Origin of the sequence: Psychrobacter sp. NC44 (genome assembly GCF_904846655.1) — a bacterium.
Lineage (GTDB): Bacteria > Pseudomonadota > Gammaproteobacteria > Pseudomonadales > Moraxellaceae > Psychrobacter.
Map to the genome: position 1 here is coordinate 26,259 of NZ_CAJHBN010000005.1, position 19,832 is coordinate 46,090.

General features: G+C 43.7%; 18 protein-coding genes. 11 read left to right on the forward strand and 7 right to left on the reverse strand.

The genetic code is table 11. The annotated features are described in order from the left end of the window. Positions 1-45: 45 nt before the first annotated feature. The gene (locus tag JMX95_RS05210) at positions 46-444 is read left to right on the forward strand and encodes a DUF4377 domain-containing protein (protein ID WP_087815288.1); all 399 of its coding nucleotides are present in this window, start codon (positions 46-48) and stop codon (positions 442-444) included. 191 nt (positions 445-635) lie between these two features. Here the strand turns inward: JMX95_RS05210 and JMX95_RS05215 are convergent, their stop codons facing one another. Further along, positions 636-2,069, reverse strand: a complete 1,434-nt coding sequence (locus tag JMX95_RS05215; protein ID WP_201560194.1) for an L-serine ammonia-lyase — start codon at positions 2,067-2,069, stop codon at positions 636-638. Between the two features lie 539 nt (positions 2,070-2,608). On the opposite strand from JMX95_RS05215, the gene JMX95_RS05220 reads away from it, so the two are divergent. Next, positions 2,609-4,042, forward strand: a complete 1,434-nt coding sequence (locus JMX95_RS05220) for a solute carrier family 23 protein (protein ID WP_201560195.1) — start codon at positions 2,609-2,611, stop codon at positions 4,040-4,042. A gap of 147 nt (positions 4,043-4,189) precedes the next feature. Here JMX95_RS05220 and JMX95_RS05225 read toward each other — a convergent pair whose 3' ends face one another. Continuing rightward, complete coding sequence (locus JMX95_RS05225) at positions 4,190-5,122, reverse strand: DMT family transporter (protein WP_201560196.1); 933 nt, start codon at positions 5,120-5,122, stop codon at positions 4,190-4,192. A 485-nt stretch (positions 5,123-5,607) separates the two neighbouring features. On the opposite strand from JMX95_RS05225, the gene JMX95_RS05230 reads away from it, so the two are divergent. Continuing rightward, complete coding sequence (locus JMX95_RS05230) at positions 5,608-6,528, forward strand: WG repeat-containing protein (RefSeq protein ID WP_372815323.1); 921 nt, start codon at positions 5,608-5,610, stop codon at positions 6,526-6,528. A 133-nt stretch (positions 6,529-6,661) separates the two neighbouring features. Here the strand turns inward: JMX95_RS05230 and JMX95_RS05235 are convergent, their stop codons facing one another. Both JMX95_RS05235 and JMX95_RS05240 read right to left on the reverse strand, forming a co-directional pair. Next, a complete protein-coding gene (locus tag JMX95_RS05235) occupies positions 6,662-7,690 on the reverse strand; it encodes an alpha/beta fold hydrolase (protein ID WP_201501339.1) in 1,029 nt (342 codons plus the stop codon). A gap of 27 nt (positions 7,691-7,717) precedes the next feature. Then, entirely contained in the window at positions 7,718-7,882 is a 165-nt protein-coding gene (locus JMX95_RS05240) for a rubredoxin (protein WP_011280463.1), read from the reverse strand. Positions 7,883-8,237: 355 nt separating this feature from the next. Between JMX95_RS05240 and JMX95_RS05245 the strand changes: the two genes are divergently transcribed. Continuing rightward, a complete protein-coding gene (locus JMX95_RS05245; protein WP_055124107.1) occupies positions 8,238-8,807 on the forward strand; it encodes an adenine phosphoribosyltransferase in 570 nt (189 codons plus the stop codon). A 98-nt stretch (positions 8,808-8,905) separates the two neighbouring features. On the opposite strand, the gene JMX95_RS05250 is transcribed toward JMX95_RS05245, so the two are convergent. Both JMX95_RS05250 and JMX95_RS05255 read right to left on the reverse strand, forming a co-directional pair. Further along, positions 8,906-9,382, reverse strand: coding sequence for a hypothetical protein (locus JMX95_RS05250; protein WP_045454922.1), 477 nt, complete (start codon positions 9,380-9,382; stop codon positions 8,906-8,908). Positions 9,383-9,524: 142 nt separating this feature from the next. Further along, complete coding sequence (locus JMX95_RS05255) at positions 9,525-10,466, reverse strand: transaldolase (protein ID WP_045454919.1); 942 nt, start codon at positions 10,464-10,466, stop codon at positions 9,525-9,527. A 520-nt stretch (positions 10,467-10,986) separates the two neighbouring features. Between JMX95_RS05255 and pheA the strand changes: the two genes are divergently transcribed. From pheA to JMX95_RS05285, 6 genes are all read left to right on the forward strand, one after another. After that, positions 10,987-12,168: a prephenate dehydratase gene (pheA, locus tag JMX95_RS05260; RefSeq protein ID WP_045455471.1), complete on the forward strand. Its 1,182-nt coding sequence runs from the start codon at positions 10,987-10,989 to the stop codon at positions 12,166-12,168. Between the two features lie 163 nt (positions 12,169-12,331). Continuing rightward, positions 12,332-13,474 carry a histidinol-phosphate transaminase gene (hisC, locus tag JMX95_RS05265; RefSeq protein WP_201560198.1) on the forward strand — a complete coding sequence of 381 codons (1,143 nt, stop codon included), beginning with the start codon at positions 12,332-12,334 and terminating at the stop codon, positions 13,472-13,474. A 156-nt stretch (positions 13,475-13,630) separates the two neighbouring features. Beyond that, the gene (locus tag JMX95_RS05270; RefSeq protein WP_413786823.1) at positions 13,631-15,952 is read left to right on the forward strand and encodes a bifunctional prephenate dehydrogenase/3-phosphoshikimate 1-carboxyvinyltransferase; all 2,322 of its coding nucleotides are present in this window, start codon (positions 13,631-13,633) and stop codon (positions 15,950-15,952) included. A gap of 307 nt (positions 15,953-16,259) precedes the next feature. Next, positions 16,260-17,222: an EamA family transporter RarD gene (gene rarD, locus JMX95_RS05275; RefSeq protein ID WP_201560199.1), complete on the forward strand. Its 963-nt coding sequence runs from the start codon at positions 16,260-16,262 to the stop codon at positions 17,220-17,222. Positions 17,223-17,272: 50 nt separating this feature from the next. Next, positions 17,273-17,683: a dihydroneopterin aldolase gene (gene folB, locus JMX95_RS05280; protein WP_060490980.1), complete on the forward strand. Its 411-nt coding sequence runs from the start codon at positions 17,273-17,275 to the stop codon at positions 17,681-17,683. A 1-nt stretch (position 17,684) separates the two neighbouring features. Beyond that, complete coding sequence (locus JMX95_RS05285) at positions 17,685-18,269, forward strand: 2-amino-4-hydroxy-6-hydroxymethyldihydropteridine diphosphokinase (protein WP_201560200.1); 585 nt, start codon at positions 17,685-17,687, stop codon at positions 18,267-18,269. 108 nt (positions 18,270-18,377) lie between these two features. Here JMX95_RS05285 and JMX95_RS05290 read toward each other — a convergent pair whose 3' ends face one another. Then, the gene (locus JMX95_RS05290) at positions 18,378-19,112 is read right to left on the reverse strand and encodes a glucose 1-dehydrogenase (RefSeq protein ID WP_201560201.1); all 735 of its coding nucleotides are present in this window, start codon (positions 19,110-19,112) and stop codon (positions 18,378-18,380) included. A 161-nt stretch (positions 19,113-19,273) separates the two neighbouring features. Here JMX95_RS05290 and JMX95_RS05295 point away from each other — a divergent pair, with 161 nt between their 5' ends. Continuing rightward, positions 19,274-19,819, forward strand: a complete 546-nt coding sequence (locus JMX95_RS05295) for a DUF924 family protein (protein WP_413786824.1) — start codon at positions 19,274-19,276, stop codon at positions 19,817-19,819. Positions 19,820-19,832: the final 13 nt, after the last annotated feature.

A 19,832-nucleotide genomic window follows, 5' to 3' on the forward strand; every position in this document is an offset into this window, starting at 1 on the left:
AAACCATTAATAATGTATTTATAACAATTAACTGAGGATTTAATAATGAAAAAATTAGTACTTGCAGCAGTAATGACCGCCTTTGCCCTGTCAGGTTGCTCTACCATGGGTATGGATAACGAACGTACGATGGTTGTCGATGGGCAACCTATGAATGTTAAAGTGGTTAACATTCCAAGTTTTGAAATAGAAGTAGCACCACTGAAAGCCGTCTGTGAGCTGTCAACAGCTGAGGGTACTAAGGTTGAAGCAGAATGCTTACAGTATCGTCAGACTTATCAGAAAAACTACACACCTTTAAACGGTAATATTCAGGGCTTCACTTATGAGCCAAACTATCGTTATATTCTAGATGTTCGCCAAGAAGTCATGATGGATGAAAATACTAACATGGCTAAGCCAGTTTGGATTCTAAACGAAGTGGTTTCAAAAACAGCTGAGTAATGAATCATTGAGCATGTCTAGTTGATGAGCATATTTGACCAAAATAAAAAAGACCCCTAATACAGAATTAGGGGTCTTTTTTATTTTAGCAAATACTTGGGAATGTGATGTCAGGATAAGCTATATTAAACGATCGTTATGTTAGAACGTATCCCCATTTGGATAACAGTCAATCGAATTTAGAGAACGCTCTAGCACTGACTATATTTTACACTGACGCCATGAGTGGCAGTAGGGATACGATTGTCTGCATAAACGGCAAGACCGCCTCGTGAGGTTTCTTTGTATTTATCTAGCATATCCGCACCAGTGACTTTCATGGTTTCAATCACTTTATCTAAAGAGACAAAGTGCTGTCCATTACCGCGGCAAGCAAGTCGTGCCGCATTGACAGCTTTGACGGCGCCCATGGCATTGCGCTCGATACAAGGCACTTGCACTAGACCGCCTACAGGGTCGCATGTTAGACCTAAGTTATGCTCAATACCAATCTCAGCCGCATTAAGGCATTTAGCTGGATCACCGCCCAAGATTTCTGCCAATGCAGAAGCTGCCATGGCACAAGCAGAACCAACTTCACCTTGGCAACCAACTTCAGCGCCAGAGATGGAGGCATTTTGTTTGATTAAACTGCCAATAGCAGTCGCATTTAACAAAAACTTGCGTGCACCATCTTGGCTATAGCTTGATAAAAAGTCACGATAGTAATGCATCACCGCAGGAATAATACCTGCTGCACCGTTGGTGGGGGCAGTGACGACATTTCCACCATTGGCATTTTCTTCATTGACCGCCAAGGCATATAAATCAATCCAGTCCATGGCAGCGAGTTTGTCATTTTTGGTAATGGGTTGGTTTTTCTCGGCGCACAATTGTAGATGTAATGCTTGGGCACGGCGTTTTACATCCAAGCCACCAGGTAATATGCCACTGTTTTGACAGCCTCGCGTCACGCAGTCCTGCATTGACTCCCAAATAGAGTCTAAATAAGCAAAAACTTCTGATTGATTGCGGTAATGACATTCATTTGCCAATACCAATTCACTAACGCTTAAGTGGTGTTGACGACATTGCTCCAGCAATTCTGCGGCGCTATTAAAGGGGTAAGGAATGGCGTCAATGGTCGGCGTGGCGTTATCTTCATCCGGATTGGTGGCATCTTCTTCATTGATAACAAAGCCGCCACCTACCGAATAATAGGTTTGTTGATAATGACTGCCGTCGGTCAATAATGCGCGGATAGTCAAAGCATTAGGATGGTAGGGCAAAACGGTTTCGTCATACCAGTGAATATCGCGCTCTGTCTCAAAGGCAATAACATGCGTGCCTGCTATATTGAGCTGTTTGTCTGAAAAAATCGGTGACAAATATTGACTGGTCAAACGGGTATCGATCGTACTAGGAGCATGCCCAAGCAGCCCTAACAATATAGCAGTATCGGTTGCATGTCCTTTGCCTGTGGCTGCCAAAGAGCCATAAAGCTCAATCTCAACACCTGTAATAGCCTTCAGCTCTGTTTGCTTGGTTAATGAGCCCAAAAAAAGATTGGCGGCGACCATGGGTCCTACCGTGTGTGAGCTTGATGGGCCAATACCGATTTTAAATAAATCAAAAACACTAATCATAATAACTTACCAAGTTTTTTAAGTGCACTAACATGTTGTATAGCTGCTTTAGGCACTTTCATTGAGAATATAACAGGCAGCTCTCGCTTATAGCACCGACAAAGGTATAGAGGAAGCACCGCCCATGGAAGTATTAACGCAAAAGAGGAAAAATGGTGATTGAATAATAACTTTTATTTGTTTTGAAACTCCGCTATCATGCTCGGAGCTAATGGCTATGTAACATCCTGTAAGTTGATTGTCGCTGCAGAGTACACTGAGTCATAAGCGACCATAACCGTTTTTTAGTTAAACATATCCGACCACATACATCTACCAAAACATGGTCATCATACCAAATAATACTTTTGGTTTGCCATATTGCAACATAAATGAATGAGTCAGGGCGACATATTATAAATGAAAAGATGCGGATTTTACTCGTTATTATAATTTCTAGCCACATATTCTTGCCGATTGATGCCCTGATTTAAAGCAATTTTTATTTTTCATTTACTGTTGTCTATTATTTTAGCCCAGTTTACATAGGACAAGCGTGTATGCCCTCTCAAAAAGACCCTTCCTCGCCTTTAGAAAACAGCGCTCAAGCACCATCTGCTGAACCTGGATTAGAGGCTGCGGCGATCAGTCCTCCGTACAATCCAGACTTTGAAAATGGACGCTGGTTTCCGACATGGCGTCCGTATCAAGGCGATTTAGATCGTGATCCAGTCGGTATCAATGAATATTTGCCACCGTCAAAAAGCGTGCTATTAGGTGTACAGCATACTTTTGCGATGTTTGGTGCGACCGTGCTTGCGCCGCTGTTAATGGGCTTTGATCCCAACTTAGCCATTTTGATGTCAGGTATCTGTACGGTGATGTTTTTTCTGATCACTGGTGGGCGCATGCCGAGCTATTTGGGCTCAAGTTTTGCTTTCATTGGTCCCGTTATCGCTGTGACAGCTTATGCAGGCGCAGGGTTCAATGGTAATTTGAATGTCGCTTTGGGCGGCATCATGGCTTGCGGTATCATTTATGCGTTAATTGGGCTGCTGGTGATGAAAACGGGTACTGGCTGGATTGAGCGTTTGATGCCGCCTATCGTTACTGGTGCTATTGTGATGATTATTGGTCTCAACTTAGCGCCAGTGACCATTCAAGGGGTGTCTGCCAATCAGTTTGATGCTTGGATGGCTACCTTGACCGTATTACTCATCAGTGGTGTGGCTGTCTTTACACGTGGTATGCTGCGTCGTCTGCTATTACTGGTTGGTTTAATATTATCCTATTTTGCCTATTTTATCATGACCAACGTCATGGGTTTTGGTACGGCGATTGACTTTAGTGGTGTGGCAGCTGCTTCGTGGTTTGGCTTACCTAGTATCCATACGCCTCGCTTTGAGATGAGTGCTATTATTCTGATTGCGCCTGTGGCCTTTATTTTGGTGGCTGAAAACTTAGGGCATTTTAAGGCTGTCGAAGGTATGACCAAAGCTCGTGTCACGCCTTATATGGGTCGAGCATTTTTTGCTGATGGTTTGGCAACCACCTTTTCAGCAGGATTTGGCGGTACTGGTGTGACGACTTATGCTGAAAACATCGGTGTGATGGCGGTGACTAAGGTGTATAGCACAACAATATTTGTCGTGGCAGGCGTGGTAGCTATTTTGTTAGGGCTATCACCGAAATTTGGTGCCATCATTCAGACGATACCAGCCGCTTTATTGGGCGGTGCGTCCATTGTGGTGTTCGGTTTGATTGCTATTGCAGGCGTCAAAATTTGGATAGACAGTCGTATCGACTTTAGCAAAAACAGCAATCTAATTATCGCGGCCGTGACCGTTATTATGGGTACCGGTAACTTTAGTTTGCATTTAGGCGGCTTTGATTTGGGCGGTATCGGTACGGCGACTTTGGCAGCGATTGTCTTAAATGCGTTATTTAACCAAGGATCTGAAGCGAAGGCTGCTCATCAATCATTGGCTAAGTAATCAGCTTTTATGATGCTGAGGTTTTATACCTATCAGATAACGACGATAACAGCGTATATCACTCCATAAAAAGCGCCCATGCTATCGGTAGCATGGGCGCTTTTTATGGAGTGGCAGCAAGTGCACGATAAAAATGCAGAATAAAAGCTACTTGTAGTCTCGCTTGTAAAATTTTGAGAAAAACCGATAACGTCGTAGGGCGCGCGGCTTAGGTTTCAGTGAGCCCAAATAGATTGCAAACATGGTCAACAGAGCACCGCTCCACTGTAAGCTATTAATTGGTTTGTCCAGCCAGCTATAATCAATGACCAATGCGGCAATAGGTTCTGATAATAATAATAATCCAGTTAACGCCAAAGACAGCTTAGGAATGGAATAGGCAATTAGCCCCCACGCCAAGCATTGCATCACCGTACCGTAGATGAGCACCCAGCCAATCTCAGACCAAGTGTTTGGTAAAATATGACCCATATCAAACACAAACATAGGAACAATCATCGCCAATACACCACCGATACTAATCAGCTGCATCAGCATAAATATAGGTGTGGGTTCAGTATCATGCGTCTTACGGATAAAAGTCATCGATGCTGCTAGCATTGCCCCTGAGACGATACCAGTGACGAACCCCCAAGTGGCAGCGCTGTTATGCGCAAACTCAGGACTGCCTATCATGGCCACACCAAACATGGCTAAAAACAAACTGATGAGCTGCAATATAGATTGGCGTTCGTTAAAATATAAAAACCCAATGGCGGCTAAAAAGAAAATCTGTAGGCTATTCAATAAAGTTGAGATACCAGGGCCGACCGCATAAATACTCTCGTGCCAGAGCGCCAGATCTAAGCCTAAAAAGACACCTGATAATAAACCATAAAAAATAGCGCGCCTTGAGCGGGGTAGACGCTGTCCCATGATTTTGGCCAATACAGCGAATACGACACCTGAAATAGCCAAGCGCCAAAATGCCATTGCCCAACCGCCAATATCAACGTGAGCGACAATCAAACTACCCAGACCAAAGATAATACAACCAATGACCAACCCAGTAGAGGCAGAGCGTGAAGAAGCAATCGCCATACAATATCCTTATATCCATATTATTATTTTATCTTACTGTATCAACGATAACGCCAATGAATACTGACGCTAATACAAGCCGTATTGTCTAGGTTTTGACGCTAAAATGAAATGGTCAAACTATCATTTATGCTTATTGTTTGATTTATTATCACGATATCAGGTTTTATCTCTGTATATGCTAGGTATAAAATCAATGATGACCTTAAGCTTCACTCATATAAGAAAGTATCTATAACAATACGAATATATGGTGGAGACATTCTTACAGGAACGATGTTGGCGTAGATATCACTATTTGCTAATCTAGTGGTTTATAATCTCTGTAGTGGCACAATAAAACAGGATAGTTTCTTATTAGTCTTTACCTCAAGTACTTCAATACCATTAGCCTAGGTTCATCTATGTTGCGACGTTCATTATCCCTACAACAACGACTATCGACATCTGGTTTTGCTATCGCCATCTTTGCTATTACGCTATTTATGGCGCCAAGCGTACAAGCGGCCAGTTGCAAAATTCCAAAAAGTTATTATAAAAACGTGGCTTGTACGGCAAATAGCGGCTATTTTTTGGCGACAAAAGATTTCGGCGCGCCAGTTGCTCTGATGAATAGTAAGGGCAAAAGCGTCGTTGATTTATCACGTTATCAAAAAGTTGATGCCAGTAAGATATCGGCAGGTCTACTGCCTGTACTGCGCAACGGTCATGTCGGTTATCTTAATATGCAAGGTCGTGAAGTAGTGCCTGCGATGTATGATGTGCTTAAAGAAGGACAGGGTTGGGCGCGTCCCGTCTCTAACGGGCGTATCGTGGTAAAGCAGGATGGTAAATATGGGGTCATTACTACTAGTAATAAAACCATCGTGCCGTTTTCGTCCGTGATTAGTGACATTGATGATTACCAAAATGGTGTCGCCCGTGTACGTAAAAATCAAGCGATCAGTTGGATTGATGAAAACGGCAAAACGACCAGTGACCCAAATGGTAGTAACAACGAGCAATCCACGACGCCACGAGCACCTGCCAGCGCTAATGGCAATGCATCCTCATCCAACCAGACACTTCCCAATCGCTTTACGATGCTACAACCGCGTCAGCAAGATGGCAAATGGGGGTTTATCGATGATAATAATGTGACCATGATTACCTATTCTTTTGACGAGGTGCGTCCCTTTGCCGAAGGCTTGGCTGGCGTGCGCATCGATGAAAACTGGGGCTTTGTTAATCTTGGTGGCGAGTTGGTGATTCCTTTTCGCTTTGCCAATAGCGGTGTGTCAGCTGGTGATCTTTATCAAGGCAAACCCGCCTTCACCTTTACTGGTGGTAAAGCGTGGATTGGCAATCTAAAAAACGGCAATAAAATGTGTATCGATAAAGAGGGCACAGGAGTGGGCTGTGATTAAGCGGCGCGTCCAAATATAAAGACCTACATGATCTAATGACCTAGGTAAAATATCCAGCATAAAAAAGAGCGTAAATCCTACTATTGATTCATAGGGTTTACGCTCTTTTTTATGAATTGTGTGACAACTAAAATTATTCGTCTAATAAATGATTGCTGATTAAATCGACCATATAAGGTTGATAGTATTCAGGAATATCATGCGCCATGCCTTCGATTAAATGAAACTTGGCATTCGGAATGGTCTTGGCAACCACACGACCTTGTGAGGCGGGCAGTAGTCCATCTGCGCTACCATGCAGTACGATAGTCGGCGCTTTGACTTGCTTGCTAAACCTGCTAATAGAGCCTGATGCCAAGATAGCATTGAGCTGTTGTACCGTGCCGAGCGGATGAAAGTTGCGCTGATAACGCAATTTGGCAATTTCACGCACCATACGTACGTTGACATGCCCAGGCGTACCGACTGTCTTCATAAACCACACGCTATGGCGCACGATATCGCGCTCAGAATGACTTTCAGGGCGGTTGATCAGGGTATATAGCTGCCTAGGTTTTGGTGGTTTTAAAAATGCACGGTTGGTCGTGGTAAACATCAACGCCATGCGCTGTACTAAACTTGGATAACGTGCCGCTACGATTTGCGCAATCATGCCGCCCATCGAAGCCCCAATCAGATGGGTTTTCCCCAACTGCAACGCCTTAATCAAACGAGCGGTATCTTCTGCCATATCTGTTAAATTATAAGCCACTTGCGTACCTTTATTGGACAACCCCGTTTGCAGGCGCATCATCATTTTTAGCTGACTGATACGCGGTAGTCCATCAATCTGCACTTTAGAAGACAGACCAATATCACGATTATCAAAACGAATGACAAAAAAACCGGCATCAATAAGGCGCTTGATAAAATTATCTGGCCAAAATATCATCTGTGAGCCAAGTCCCATAATCATGAGCAGTGGTGGATCATTAGGATTGCCACCTGCCTCAACACACAGCTCAATGCCATCGCCGATATCAATCATTGATTGATACAGATGCTTGCTAAGGTCAGAGTCTCGCCATTGGTGCGCGCCAAACTTTTGCCACTCAGGAGTAGGGTAGCCACCTAAGTCTTCTTGTAGGGTTGCCGATGGTTTGATGTCATTCGATGTTGTCATGAAGTGTCCTAATTAGAGGGTCGTCTATTACAGCTCAAGCATCTCAAAATCAAGCTTGCCCACACCGCACTCTGGGCAGGTCCAATCATCAGGGATGTCATCCCATTTAGTGCCTGGCGCAATCCCTTCTTCGGGACAGCCGAGTGCTTCATCATATATCCAGCCGCAGACGATACATTCATAACGTTTCATAAATAGTCCTATCGAGCATTATCAGTGTTTATAATCCGTGTTACAGGGTGTTTTTGACGTGCATACTTGCAACCACAGCCGTTAAATGAGACTGTAAAAGCGCACATAGTTTAGCATATAACCGTGATTTTCGTCGTTAAGTTTACACTTGTATATTGAGATTGATTGGTTTTTATCAAGGGGTTTAGGTCTTCTGTCTGTCAGTAAGCACCTGTACGCTTACGTGCGCAACTGCGATATTTCTATCAATTATGTTATAATAAGCGCCGCTAAATTCACAATATTAGCCATCATTTATCGTTGATATATTATTATCTAAATTACATTATCTAAGTCATATACGCTAAGGGTTACCATGAGCATTAATGCTGCCGCTACATCTAAAAATGTCGAAAATGAGTCGTCTAATAAGCTCAATACGGATCATCCCTTCTGGCAAGTGATTCGCACAGTACCAGACTTCCCGAAAGTCGGCATTGATTTTTATGATATTACGCCGTTACTGCGCAGTCATATTAATGAGGTGATAGATGCATTGCTCGCCGCACTGCCTGAAGGTGTGATGGACGAGGTAGATTGTCTAGGGGCAGTTGAAGCGCGTGGTTTTGTCTTTGCAAGTTTGCTTGCAGGTCGATTGGGCAAAGGGATGATTTTGCTACGTAAACCCGGTAAGCTGCCACCGCCCGTTGCCAATAAAGCGTATGCTCTAGAATATGGTAAAGATACTCTTGAGATGCAAAACAATCTACCGCCTGAGCGCGTGCTATTGGTCGATGATATTTTAGCCACAGGTGGCACTTTAACCACCGCTTATGAGCTGTGTAAATCGGCAGACCATACCGTGGTGGGGGCGTTAGTATTGCTAGATTTGGTTGATTTGCATGGCGAATTTCCAGTGCCTGTCTATACGGTTTTAAAGGCTTAAAACTGGCAACGCTTAGTGAATAGCGTGAAATAAGGCAATTAAAAAAGCGCGCTGAATGAATTTAGCGCGCTTTTTTAATTGCCTGTATTTGCTTTGTCTTAACGTACGTTACTTGTCTTGCTGGTAAGGTAAGTTTTACACGCCTGTTCTATTAGCATACGACTAATCGTTTTTGGCTTGGTTATCTTAAAATCTTTGGTGGTTAATATGGGTTTTTCTGATTGCCAAGATTCTAATACCTTATTATTGGCATCATAGTTAACGTAAGCGCGTTTATAGTAACTGGCGTCTTTACAAGAGATGAGCAATTGCTGATCGCTATGATGAATCGCTTTTTCTTTACCTTCCTTATCTACTTTTGTTTCATCTTTTTGTGCAGGGTATGTTCTGCGGATAGATACGGTGATGTTTTCGACATTTTTTTCGTCTATGATATTGATGTCGGAGCTTTCAATAGAGTCCAAGTCTAAGCTAAAAATTGATCCAGTAGGACTTTCTGATATTTTTGACCAGTTCACTGCATGCGTGCTGACTGCTAGAACACCACCCACTAATAACACTGATAGCCGTTTCATAATCAAGCCTTGCTTCTTGTTGTGAGAAGTGAGCCATGATAGCCAACTTACTATTAGCAGGCAAATTTCTTTTATAACCTGCGACTGAGGTTTGTAAAATGTTGATCATACTCATCACTGTTTATAACGCTCGACGCTCATATCAATGACGCATCGCTGCTAACATCTGAGCAAGCTCATCACGAGCACCAATAAAGCCGTCGATACCTTTTGGTAATAAATCTTGTGTAACCGTGTCTTGTTGATAGGCGCTACTATATTCCTCTCGCGTTAGACTCACGCGTTTCATGTCGGCTACATCTAATGACATGCTAGGTGACAGTTGCTGTATCACCTCAGTATCCATCGCTGCCAGCGCGTCGATAAGGTCAGGCGCGATGGTCAATAGATCACACCCTGCTAGCGCTAATATCTGTTCAGTCGAGCGAAAGCTTGCGCCCATCACTTGCGTATTATAGTTATGCTGCTTGTAGTATTGATAAATGCGCTTTACAGACTGCACGCCCATATCATCAGAAGCGGGCACGTTTTGACGATTTTGTTGGCGTTTTTGCCAGTCTAAAATACGACCAACGAAAGGCGATATCAATGTCACACCTGCATCGGCACAGGCAATTGCTTGATGCTGTCCAAATAACAACGTTAAATTGCAGTGAATATTTTGGGTTTCAAGATAGCGTGCTGCCTCAATCCCTTGCCATGTCGCGGCCATTTTAATTAATACGCGCTCTGAGTTAACCCCTGCTTTTTGGTAAGCTTCCATAAATACTAAGGCTTTATCAATCGTCGCCTGAGTGTCATAAGACAAACGAGCATCCACTTCGGTAGAGACGCGGCCTTGAATAAGCTCTAAAATATCACAGCCAACCTGAATGGTCAGCGCGTCAATCACTGCATCTATATTGCCATTATGACGACTCATGGTTTCTGACAGCATGCCTTGGTTGTCAGGATGGAGGAGTGCTTTGGTAATGAGGCTTGGATTGGTGGTCGCATCGATAGGTTTTAAGCGCGCAATGGCGGCAAGGTCACCAGTATCAGCGACAATGGTGGTCATGGTACGAAGCTGTTGTAATGCGCTCATCAGATATCCTTTTTGATCAAAAACAGATTGTGTTCAGTTACGTGGTAATTTTCTACTTTATAGTGCTATTTGCTATCAGTTTTAGACTGTAACATAGTTTTGAGTGGATGTTCCTTCATAGTTTTGCCGTGCATCGCTGCCATATTGCCTCTGTTTGCCAATATTGACGAATTTACGCGCATTTACACATGGGCACTGTCGATAGTTTTTGTTATAGTAGAGCGGGTCAGCGATCTGGCTGCTACATTTGCATGCTGGTGTGTGTGACTAACATACGGCAATAGTAGACGATAGCGCTCGCCGTGCAGGGTGCTTTTGAGAGGCTGCCTGCTATTTAGTGTGATTCCTATCGAATATCATTGCTAGTATGCTTGACACCTTTGACCGTCATTGAGTGCTGATTCAATAATGAAATGATTGGTTGTCGATAATTAGAAATACTTGAAGCCTTCAAAGTTAAAAAAGCAGTACCTAACTAGTAAAAAACTCAGTAATAATTTTAGAAAAAGGATAGGCGGTAATGAGTGAGCAGTCATCAGAGCAAAACATGGATAAGCTAAATCAAGCCATCGCAGGGGCTAACGATACTGCAACTGAAAAAGCATTTTTGGACGATATTCGCCAAAGTATTGATACAGTAGACTGCGAAATCCAGACATTGATTAATAACCGTGCCAAGTTGGCTCAGCAAGTGGCCGCAGTAAAGAAACAACACATTGTCAATAACCCGACTGCCGACAATAGCAATCCTATTTTTTATCGCCCTGAGCGTGAAGCGCAAGTGCTAAAAGCGGTGATGGAACGCAACACAGGTCCGATCGCTGATGACAAAATGGCGCGGTTGTTCCGTGAAATTATGTCGGTCTGCCTTGACTTAGAAGCACCGCAGCGCATTGCTTTCTTGGGACCAGTAGGTACTTTTACTCATGCTGCTGCGCTCAAGCATTTCGGTAAAGCCGCTGATACCGTACCAATGACCACCATCACTGATGTATTCCGTGAAGTTGAAGCAGGCACAGCGATGTATGGTGTGGTGCCAGTCGAAAACTCGTCTGAGGGTGTGGTCAACCATACGTTAGATGGTTTTCTTTCCTCCACCTTAAAGATAATTGGAGAAGTTGAGCTGCCGATTCATCAGAATTTCTTGGTCGCAGAACATACCAAACTTGATGGTTTAAGCCGTATTTACTCGCATCAGCAGTCACTAGCGCAGTGTCGTCATTGGCTCGATGTCAATTACCCGAATGTCGAGCGCGTGGCGGTATCGAGCAATGGCGAAGCTGCCCGCCGCTTGAAAAATGAATGGCATTCAGCAGCAATCGCCGGTGATGTGGCTGCTGCAGAATATGGCTTGCATAAGCTATATTCAAATATCGAAGACAACCCGAGCAATACCACGCGATTCCTTATCATCGGTCACGAAGCGATTGCGCCATCAGGTCAGGATAAAACGTCTATCGTCGTATCAGCACATGACAAAGCGGGCGCATTGATCGAGATTTTGAAGCCTTTGTCTTATCATGGCGTGTCGATGACCAGTATCGAAACCCGTCCTGAGCGTCCGAATAAGTGGGCATACGTGTTTTTCATCGACATGAATGGTCATATTGACGAGCCAAACGTCAGCGCTGCTATCGCTGATATCCGTCCATTGGTAAAAGATGTGCGCGTTCTAGGTTCTTATCCAAAAGCAGTGCTATAGTCCCTCTACTGTAAAAGAGTCATGGCGTTTACCTCGCGTGAAGCATCACATAATCATCTGCACTCGGTTGCCTTGGTTACCCTTGACTCGCTTTGAAATTGAACCAACGATATAACGCCGAATGGGTCACATCACTTGCCAAAATCATATCTAAGGATAAATCATGCCGTCATCTCATTCAGTAGAGTCAAATTTATCACCGCTTGTACCTGCCTACGATAGTATTTTAGAGCTGGTGCCTTATCAAACGGGCAAGCCGATTGAAGAGTTGACGCGTGAGTATGGCGTCTCAGATGTGGTAAAACTTGCCAGTAATGAAAACCCAAGAGGCTGCTCACCGCACGTCACGCTAGCGATTACTGAGCAATTGGGTCAGTTGGCACGTTATCCTGATGGCAACGGTTACTATCTAAAACAAGCACTGGCTGACTTCAATGATGTCAGTGTCGAGCAGATTACTTTGGGTAATGGCTCTGACGATTTGCTTGATATTTTAGCGCGTAGTTTTGCTGGTGCTGACGATGCTATCGTTTACAGTCAATATGCCTTTATCGTTTATCCGATGTTGGCTAAAATACAAGGGGCGACAGGTATAGAAGTGCCTGCACATCGCTTTGGTCATGATCTAAAAGCGATGAGTCAAGCGGTTCAAGACAACCCCAATACTAAAATAGTCTTTATCGCCAATCCTAATAATCCAACTGGCACACAGCTTGAACCTCAAGAGTTACGAGCATTTATGGCTAGCATACCAAGCTCGGTATTGGTGGTATTAGATGAGGCGTATATCGAATATAGCCCTGAGAGTAATAATCGGGCGTTGTTAGATGAATTTGATAATGTCGTCATCGTGCGCACTTTTTCCAAAGCTTATGGACTGGCGGGTTTACGTGTTGGGTATGCGCTTAGCTCAGTGGCTGTCGCGGACTTACTCAATCGCATTCGTCAGCCATTTAACGTGAGTAGGGTGGCTTTAGCTGCTGCGGCTGCTGCACTTGCTGACTCAGACTTTATTGAAAAAACTCGTTTGATGAATGATGAGCAAATGCGCTGGTTAGAAAAGCAGTTTGATGCGTTAGGGTTGGGTTTCATTAAGTCGCATGCCAACTTTATTATGGTAGAAATAGCCGTTGAGATGGAAGACATCACCGCTGCTTCTATTCATCAAGCATTGCTAGAGCAGGGTGTTATCGTCCGTCCATTAGAGAGCTATGGCTTACCGCATTGGCTGCGTATCACAGTAGGGGTGGCAGAAGAAAATATGCGCCTGATTGATACACTGCGCTCAATCTTGACTGATAATTGATAAGAAGTATGTTAGGTCGTTTTGGATAAGTAAATAATTTATTAATCATTTTTATGACACTAGCGTCGGCTTGTTTTAGTCATTCTGATGCTAGTTTGTTTAACGAGAAAAGCCGTGAGTCGCCAGCAAAACAATATAAGCAATCAAAACAATAATATGCAGTGTATGAATACTCAGCCGCCGTTATTTAAACAGATTTGTGTGATTGGTCTAGGGCTTATCGGTGCGAGCCTTGCCCAAGCCATTAAAGACAATGGTTTGAGTGAGCGCTTGGTGGCGGTTGATAGACATACACCAAGCATCGACGAAGCTATTCAGCACGGCTTATTAGACGCTGGTAGTGCTGTTTTAAGCGAAGTAGTGTTTGGTAGTGATTTGATTGTTATCGCCGTACCAGTACAAGCGGTGCAAACCGTATTTATCGATATCAAAGCAGCGATGGATAACGGACAACTTGCCACTGATTGCATCCTGACGGATGTTTGTAGCACCAAGGTCAATATCATTGACGCTGCCAAAGCCGTCTTTGGCTCATTGCCTATAGGTCTTGTTCCAGCGCATCCGATTGCGGGTGCTGAGAATTCAGGATATCATGCCAGACGCGCCACATTGTTTGTGAATCATAGTGTCATTATTTGTGAGCTACCTACTACAAGCAATGTAGCGATTACCAAGCTGCGGCAGTTATGGGAAGCGGTGGGTGCAAACGTTATGTCAATGGATGCGGAACACCATGATCGCATATTGGCGCACACCAGTCATTTGCCACATCTGCTTGCCTTCAATTTGGTTGAGCAATTGGCGAGCCATGATGACAATTTAGATATGTTCCGCTATGCAGCGGGCGGCTTTCGTGACTTTAGCCGTATCGCTGCCAGTGACCCTAAAATGTGGCATGATATATTTTTTGCCAACGAAAGCGCGATTGTTAGCGCCCTTGATGAGTATGGCGTTTACCTACAGACCATGCGTCAGCTTATCATCGATAAAGATTCAACCGCCCTGATGGGACTTTTGGGCCGCGCGCAAGCCGCACGGCGACATTTTGGCCATATGTTAGCCAGCACCCCTTATACGGATACTTCTGCCATGTCAGCTTCTTATAATATTACTCCTAGCAATACGGTATTGGGCACTATTGCCATTCCTGGTGACAAGTCTATCTCCCACCGCAGCATTATGCTGGGCAGCCTTGCGACAGGCGTGACCAATGTCACTGGATTTTTGGAAGGGGAAGATGCGCTTGCCACCTTGCAAGCATTCCGTGATATGGGCGTGACCATTGAAGGGCCTGATAACGGCAAATTGACCATTCATGGCGTGGGTATGAACGGTCTGAAACCGAGTAAAACACCATTGTATATGGGCAACTCAGGTACTAGCATGCGCCTGCTGGCTGGTATCTTAGCGGCGCAATCATTTGACAGCGTGTTGACAGGCGATACCAGCCTGAACAAGCGTCCAATGGAGCGTGTAGCCGCACCTTTACGCGAGATGGGTGCAGTCATTCAAAGTACGGGTCATAGTGGTACGGCGCCACTTAGTATCACTGGTCGAGCGACTATCGGTAAGCCATTACAAGGTATCGATTATGAGATGCCTGTGGCTTCTGCGCAGATTAAATCTTGCTTATTGTTGGCTGGACTTTGGGCAGAAGGCACCACAACCGTTACCCAGCCGGAAGTCAGTCGTGACCATACCGAGCGTATGCTTTCAGCTTTTGGTTATCCAGTAACGGTCGATGGCAACCGCATTAGTGTTGAGGGCGGTGGTAAACTCACAGGTGGTGATATCGCTGTCCCTGCTGATATATCCTCTGCGGCATTTTTTATGGTCGCTGCTGCGATCAGCCAAAATAGCGAGCTGACCTTGACGCAAGTAGGTATTAATCCGACACGCACGGGCATTATCGATATCTTAAAATTAATGCAAGCAGATATCAGCTTAAGTAATGAGACACATGTCGGCGGTGAGCCAGTCGCTGATATCACTATTCGTAGCTCAAGCCTAAAAGGTATTGAAATCCCAGAGCATTTAGTGCCATTAGCGATTGACGAATTCCCAGTATTGTTCATTGCTGCCAGCTGTGCGCAAGGTCGTACGGTGTTGACTGGTGCCAAAGAGCTGCGCGTAAAAGAGTCTGATCGTATTGCAGTCATGGCAGAAGGATTACAAACACTGGGTATTGATTGTACTGTGACAGATGATGGTTTGATTATTGAAGGTAAGGGCATTGAAGGCGAAGGTATTGAGGGTCAAAATAGCAATATCAATAATAGCCAGCCTGTCTTTGGTGGCGGTCACATTACCTCGCACCATGATCATCGCATTGCCATGAGTTTTGCCATTGCCAGCTTACGTGCATCCAAGCAAATTACTATTGAAGGCGTTGAGACCGTCAATACTAGTTTCCCAGGATTTGCAGAGCTTGCCAATCACATTGGAATGTCTATTAAAGTTGATAATGCTGCGGTTTAATACCACAAACTCTATTAACTTGCTGAATAGTATTATTGGCTTTTGCAACACTGAGCTTTAAAGTACTGAATTGTAAAATGCTGGCTACAGCATTCCATAAAGTCTAAAAAGTTACTCGTTAGCCTTGATGTAAATGTTGTTTTTAAAGTTGTTATCGTTAGCAATGTGTTGATGCCTATATTGGCATGAGCGCATTGCTTTTTAACTTGTATCCTATCTGTAGTGACCCTGCGCTTTTGCCATTGAATTGATATAGAAATTAATATGGGGCAAGAGTGCGCTTTGCTCTAAAAAGTTGTACTGTACTATGACCACCCAAAACGTCATCAAAAAACCAGTTACGCCCATTAAAACAACCAGACGTGGCATCATCACCGCCCTCATTGCCTTTTTTATCTGGGGTGGGTTTCCATTATATTTTAAACAATTGGCCGCCTACGATGCGACCGAAATTATCGGTCACCGTATTATTTGGACGTTTGCTTGCTTGCTTATCGTGTTGGTATTCACCAAGCGCTGGCAGTGGATTGATACCTTAAAGAAAAATCCGAGATGGATCGCGTTCTCATTTATATCGGGTTTGATTATTGCCACCAACTGGCTCACTTATGTATGGGCCGTCAATCACGACCGTATTCTCGAAGCCAGTTTGGGGTATTTTATCGGACCATTGGTAGGCGTTGCGCTATCGATGATTTTATTCAAAGAGCGCTTACGTAGGCTGCAATGGGTTGCTATTGGTTTCGCCTTATTATCCGTGGTCATTCAAGTAGTTATGATTGGTAGCTTGCCATGGATATCACTGATTTTAGCCTTTAGTTTTAGTACTTATGGCACCATTCAACGGCAGACGCCTTTGACAGCTGTCGATGCTATGTTTGTCGAAACAACGATGTTGGTGCCGATTTGCTTATGGTGGTTCTGGCAAGCAGATGTGGTCAGTAGTCAATTGAGTTTTTGGTTTAGTCCCAATATTTGGCTACTAATGATCGCAGGGCCGATTACCTTGATACCGCTATTATTGTTTAATAAATCTACCAAGCTCGTTGCTTATAGCATTTTAAGTTTTATGAATTATCTGACGCCGACCTTTATCTTCTTCTTAGCGGTGTTCTATTATAACGAGCCATTTGATTTACAACGTCTTGCAGTGTTTGGTCTGATTTGGTTTGGTCTGTTATTATTCAGCATTGACTTATGGCGTCATCGCCCTAGTAAAGCGCTAAAAGCCGCGCGTTTGCGTGAAGAGGCGTTGCAGAAAACCAATTAAAAAACCTGAGTTCAAAATCTAATTAAAATTTAGCAAACAAGGATGAGAGCATGTTTCATACCGAATCTGATGTAGTATTCGTTAAAGGCTTGACAGTAGAAGCAGTCATCGGTGTTTACGCGTGGGAGCGCGCAATCACGCAGCCGCTGCTGATTGATATAGCACTTGAAACAGATATCAGCCGTGCGGCTATCTCAGATGATGTCAATGATGCGCTGAATTATAAAGCGGTTTGCGATGATGTGAGCGCATGGTGCCAAGCGATTAAAGCGCAGTTGCTAGAGCATTTAGCGGGGCAAATCGCTGATAAGTTGCTTGCCAAATATAGCTGTCATAAAATCACTTTAAGCATTGCTAAGCCCACTGCTATAAAGCAAGCCGATGCGGTTGGGGTACAGATCACGCGTTATGCAACGGTCATTGAAAATAAGCCAGTTGTAAGCAAGGACGATGATGCATAATATGCATAAAAATTTGGCTGATTTGAGTCTTGAAACACTAAAAAAGCAGACGCCTGAACAGTTGCAAACGCAGTCTGTGACGGCAGTATTATTGGCTTTAGGCAGTAATTATCAATCTGAGCATTATCTGCCGCTTGTCCGAAAAGATCTAGCGGCGCTAGGGGAAATACAGTTATCTACTGCGTTTGAAAATCCTGACTTTACATCGACCGAAGCGCAACCAAAGCCCGATTATACCAATCAGTGCGTTTATCTGCGTTTGGTAGAGCCAATGACACTGCAACAGTTACAGCAGGTTTTTAAAGATCTTGAAGGAGACTGTCATAGACAGCGTCTAACAGAAGCTCAGACGCCAATAAAAAAAGTTACGATGGATATCGATATTCTATTGATAGAAACGCCATTGATAGAAGGTGTTTCTGATGAAAATAGCCTAAGCAAAAATAAGGACTTTGAAGAGTCTAATTGGATTGTAATGGCAGATCGTTACCCATTCAAAGCGCATGAAAGAGCAGGGGTAGAGGAGTTGATTAAAGATCATTTTTTAAAAGGTCACATGAAGCAGCCAAGATGCTATTCTAAATAAATAAAAGTTATTGAAGACACGCTCTAGTATTTTTCTTAAAACCTCTCAAAATAGAAGCTGAGCAAAATGCCCAGCCTATATCACATTTAAAAAGTTTAACTATTACGCCTACTGTGCGGTCAAACCACCATCAACGACAAACTCTGACCCCGTCGAGTAGCTTGAGTCATCAGAGGCTAAAAACAACACCATGCCGCTGACTTCTTCGGGCTGAGCAACACGTCTCATCGGAATAGTTTTGGCAAATGCTTCAACCGCATCTTTGGTATCGCCTTGCATAATCATCGGTGTGGCGATGACGCCTGGATGAATGGAGTTCACGCGAATGCCATGAGGGGCACACTCTAATGCTGCCGCTTTGGTCATACCGCGTACCGCAAACTTAGAATCGGTATAGCCGATAGCGCCGCCAACCAAACCATTAATCGATGAGATATTGATGATAGAACCTTGTTTGGCGGCTTTCATCGTTGGAATGACTGCTTTCATACCTAAAAAGACCGACACCTGATTAATCTCTAGAATCTTGCGATACGCTTCTACTGACGTATCTAAAATAGATTTGTGCGTAGTGATACCTGCATTATTGACCAAGACGTCAATACGTCCAAAACGCGCTTCAGTCTGCTCAACGACTTGCGTCCAATCTTCTTCACTAGTAACGTCATGCTTAATAAATAGAGCGCTATCGCCAAGATCTTTTGCTAATGCGTCGCCTTTATCAGAATTAATATCGGTCAAGACGACTTTAGCACCTTCTTGCATACACAAACGTGCATGAGTCTCGCCCATGCCTTGGGCGGCACCAGTGATAATAATAACTTTATCTTGTAAACGAGCCATGAGTTTTCCTGTTTTTTTAGTTATGAATAATGAAAGAGTATAGGACAGAATTGTTGAATACTCCTTAGTGATTATGAAACCAAAAGTGAATGCTTTATGTTCTTGAATGATAGCTTCAAATAATGTTTTCGGCTGACTGTTTTAAATAATGTAGTGAGGAAATAATGTACAACGACATATTAAATTTCTGTTTTGATGAGGTGGGTAGTGAGAAATTTTTTGAGAAAGACATAGCGTTTGATCAATTATTAATAGAGCGATACAGCGATATACTTGAGCAAGCCGCCGCCGTAGAATTTTATACATGGCGAAGCAGCATAAAAGGGCGTTTAGCAGAAATTATTATATTGGATCAATTTTCACGCAATATTTACCGTGATACGCCAGCGGCTTTTGCCCAAGATGCGATGAGTCTCGCGCTCGCGCAAGAGGCGGTGGCTGCCGGTGCATTAGAGGCGCTTGAAACTATAAATGAGCGTAAGTTTTTATTGATGCCTTATATGCACAGCGAATCAAAACTGATTCATCAGCAAGCAGAAAAGCTATTTAAGCAATATACCAATGCAGATACCGTGGATGCTGAGCTTAAACATAAAGTGATTATCGATCGTTTTGGTCGTTATCCGCATCGTAATGACATTTTAGGACGGGTTTCAAGTAGCGAAGAAATAGCGTTTTTGACGCAGCCTGACTCATCTTTTTTATAAATATTGTCTGTTA

What these genes read in the sequence shown, in the direction of transcription:
- JMX95_RS05210 (WP_087815288.1), top strand. Translation starts at nt 46, where the DNA reads ATGAAAAAATTAGTACTTGCAGCAGTAATGACCGCCTTTGCCCTGTCA.
- JMX95_RS05215 (WP_201560194.1), bottom strand. Translation starts at nt 2,069, where the DNA reads ATGATTAGTGTTTTTGATTTATTTAAAATCGGTATTGGCCCATCAAGC.
- JMX95_RS05220 (WP_201560195.1), top strand. Translation starts at nt 2,609, where the DNA reads ATGCCCTCTCAAAAAGACCCTTCCTCGCCTTTAGAAAACAGCGCTCAA.
- JMX95_RS05225 (WP_201560196.1), bottom strand. Translation starts at nt 5,122, where the DNA reads ATGGCGATTGCTTCTTCACGCTCTGCCTCTACTGGGTTGGTCATTGGT.
- JMX95_RS05230 (WP_372815323.1), top strand. Translation starts at nt 5,608, where the DNA reads ATGGCGCCAAGCGTACAAGCGGCCAGTTGCAAAATTCCAAAAAGTTAT.
- JMX95_RS05235 (WP_201501339.1), bottom strand. Translation starts at nt 7,690, where the DNA reads ATGACAACATCGAATGACATCAAACCATCGGCAACCCTACAAGAAGAC.
- JMX95_RS05240 (WP_011280463.1), bottom strand. Translation starts at nt 7,882, where the DNA reads ATGAAACGTTATGAATGTATCGTCTGCGGCTGGATATATGATGAAGCA.
- JMX95_RS05245 (WP_055124107.1), top strand. Translation starts at nt 8,238, where the DNA reads ATGAGCATTAATGCTGCCGCTACATCTAAAAATGTCGAAAATGAGTCG.
- JMX95_RS05250 (WP_045454922.1), bottom strand. Translation starts at nt 9,382, where the DNA reads ATGAAACGGCTATCAGTGTTATTAGTGGGTGGTGTTCTAGCAGTCAGC.
- JMX95_RS05255 (WP_045454919.1), bottom strand. Translation starts at nt 10,466, where the DNA reads ATGAGCGCATTACAACAGCTTCGTACCATGACCACCATTGTCGCTGAT.
- pheA (WP_045455471.1), top strand. Translation starts at nt 10,987, where the DNA reads ATGAGTGAGCAGTCATCAGAGCAAAACATGGATAAGCTAAATCAAGCC.
- hisC (WP_201560198.1), top strand. Translation starts at nt 12,332, where the DNA reads ATGCCGTCATCTCATTCAGTAGAGTCAAATTTATCACCGCTTGTACCT.
- JMX95_RS05270 (WP_413786823.1), top strand. Translation starts at nt 13,631, where the DNA reads ATGCAGTGTATGAATACTCAGCCGCCGTTATTTAAACAGATTTGTGTG.
- rarD (WP_201560199.1), top strand. Translation starts at nt 16,260, where the DNA reads ATGACCACCCAAAACGTCATCAAAAAACCAGTTACGCCCATTAAAACA.
- folB (WP_060490980.1), top strand. Translation starts at nt 17,273, where the DNA reads ATGTTTCATACCGAATCTGATGTAGTATTCGTTAAAGGCTTGACAGTA.
- JMX95_RS05285 (WP_201560200.1), top strand. Translation starts at nt 17,685, where the DNA reads ATGCATAAAAATTTGGCTGATTTGAGTCTTGAAACACTAAAAAAGCAG.
- JMX95_RS05290 (WP_201560201.1), bottom strand. Translation starts at nt 19,112, where the DNA reads ATGGCTCGTTTACAAGATAAAGTTATTATTATCACTGGTGCCGCCCAA.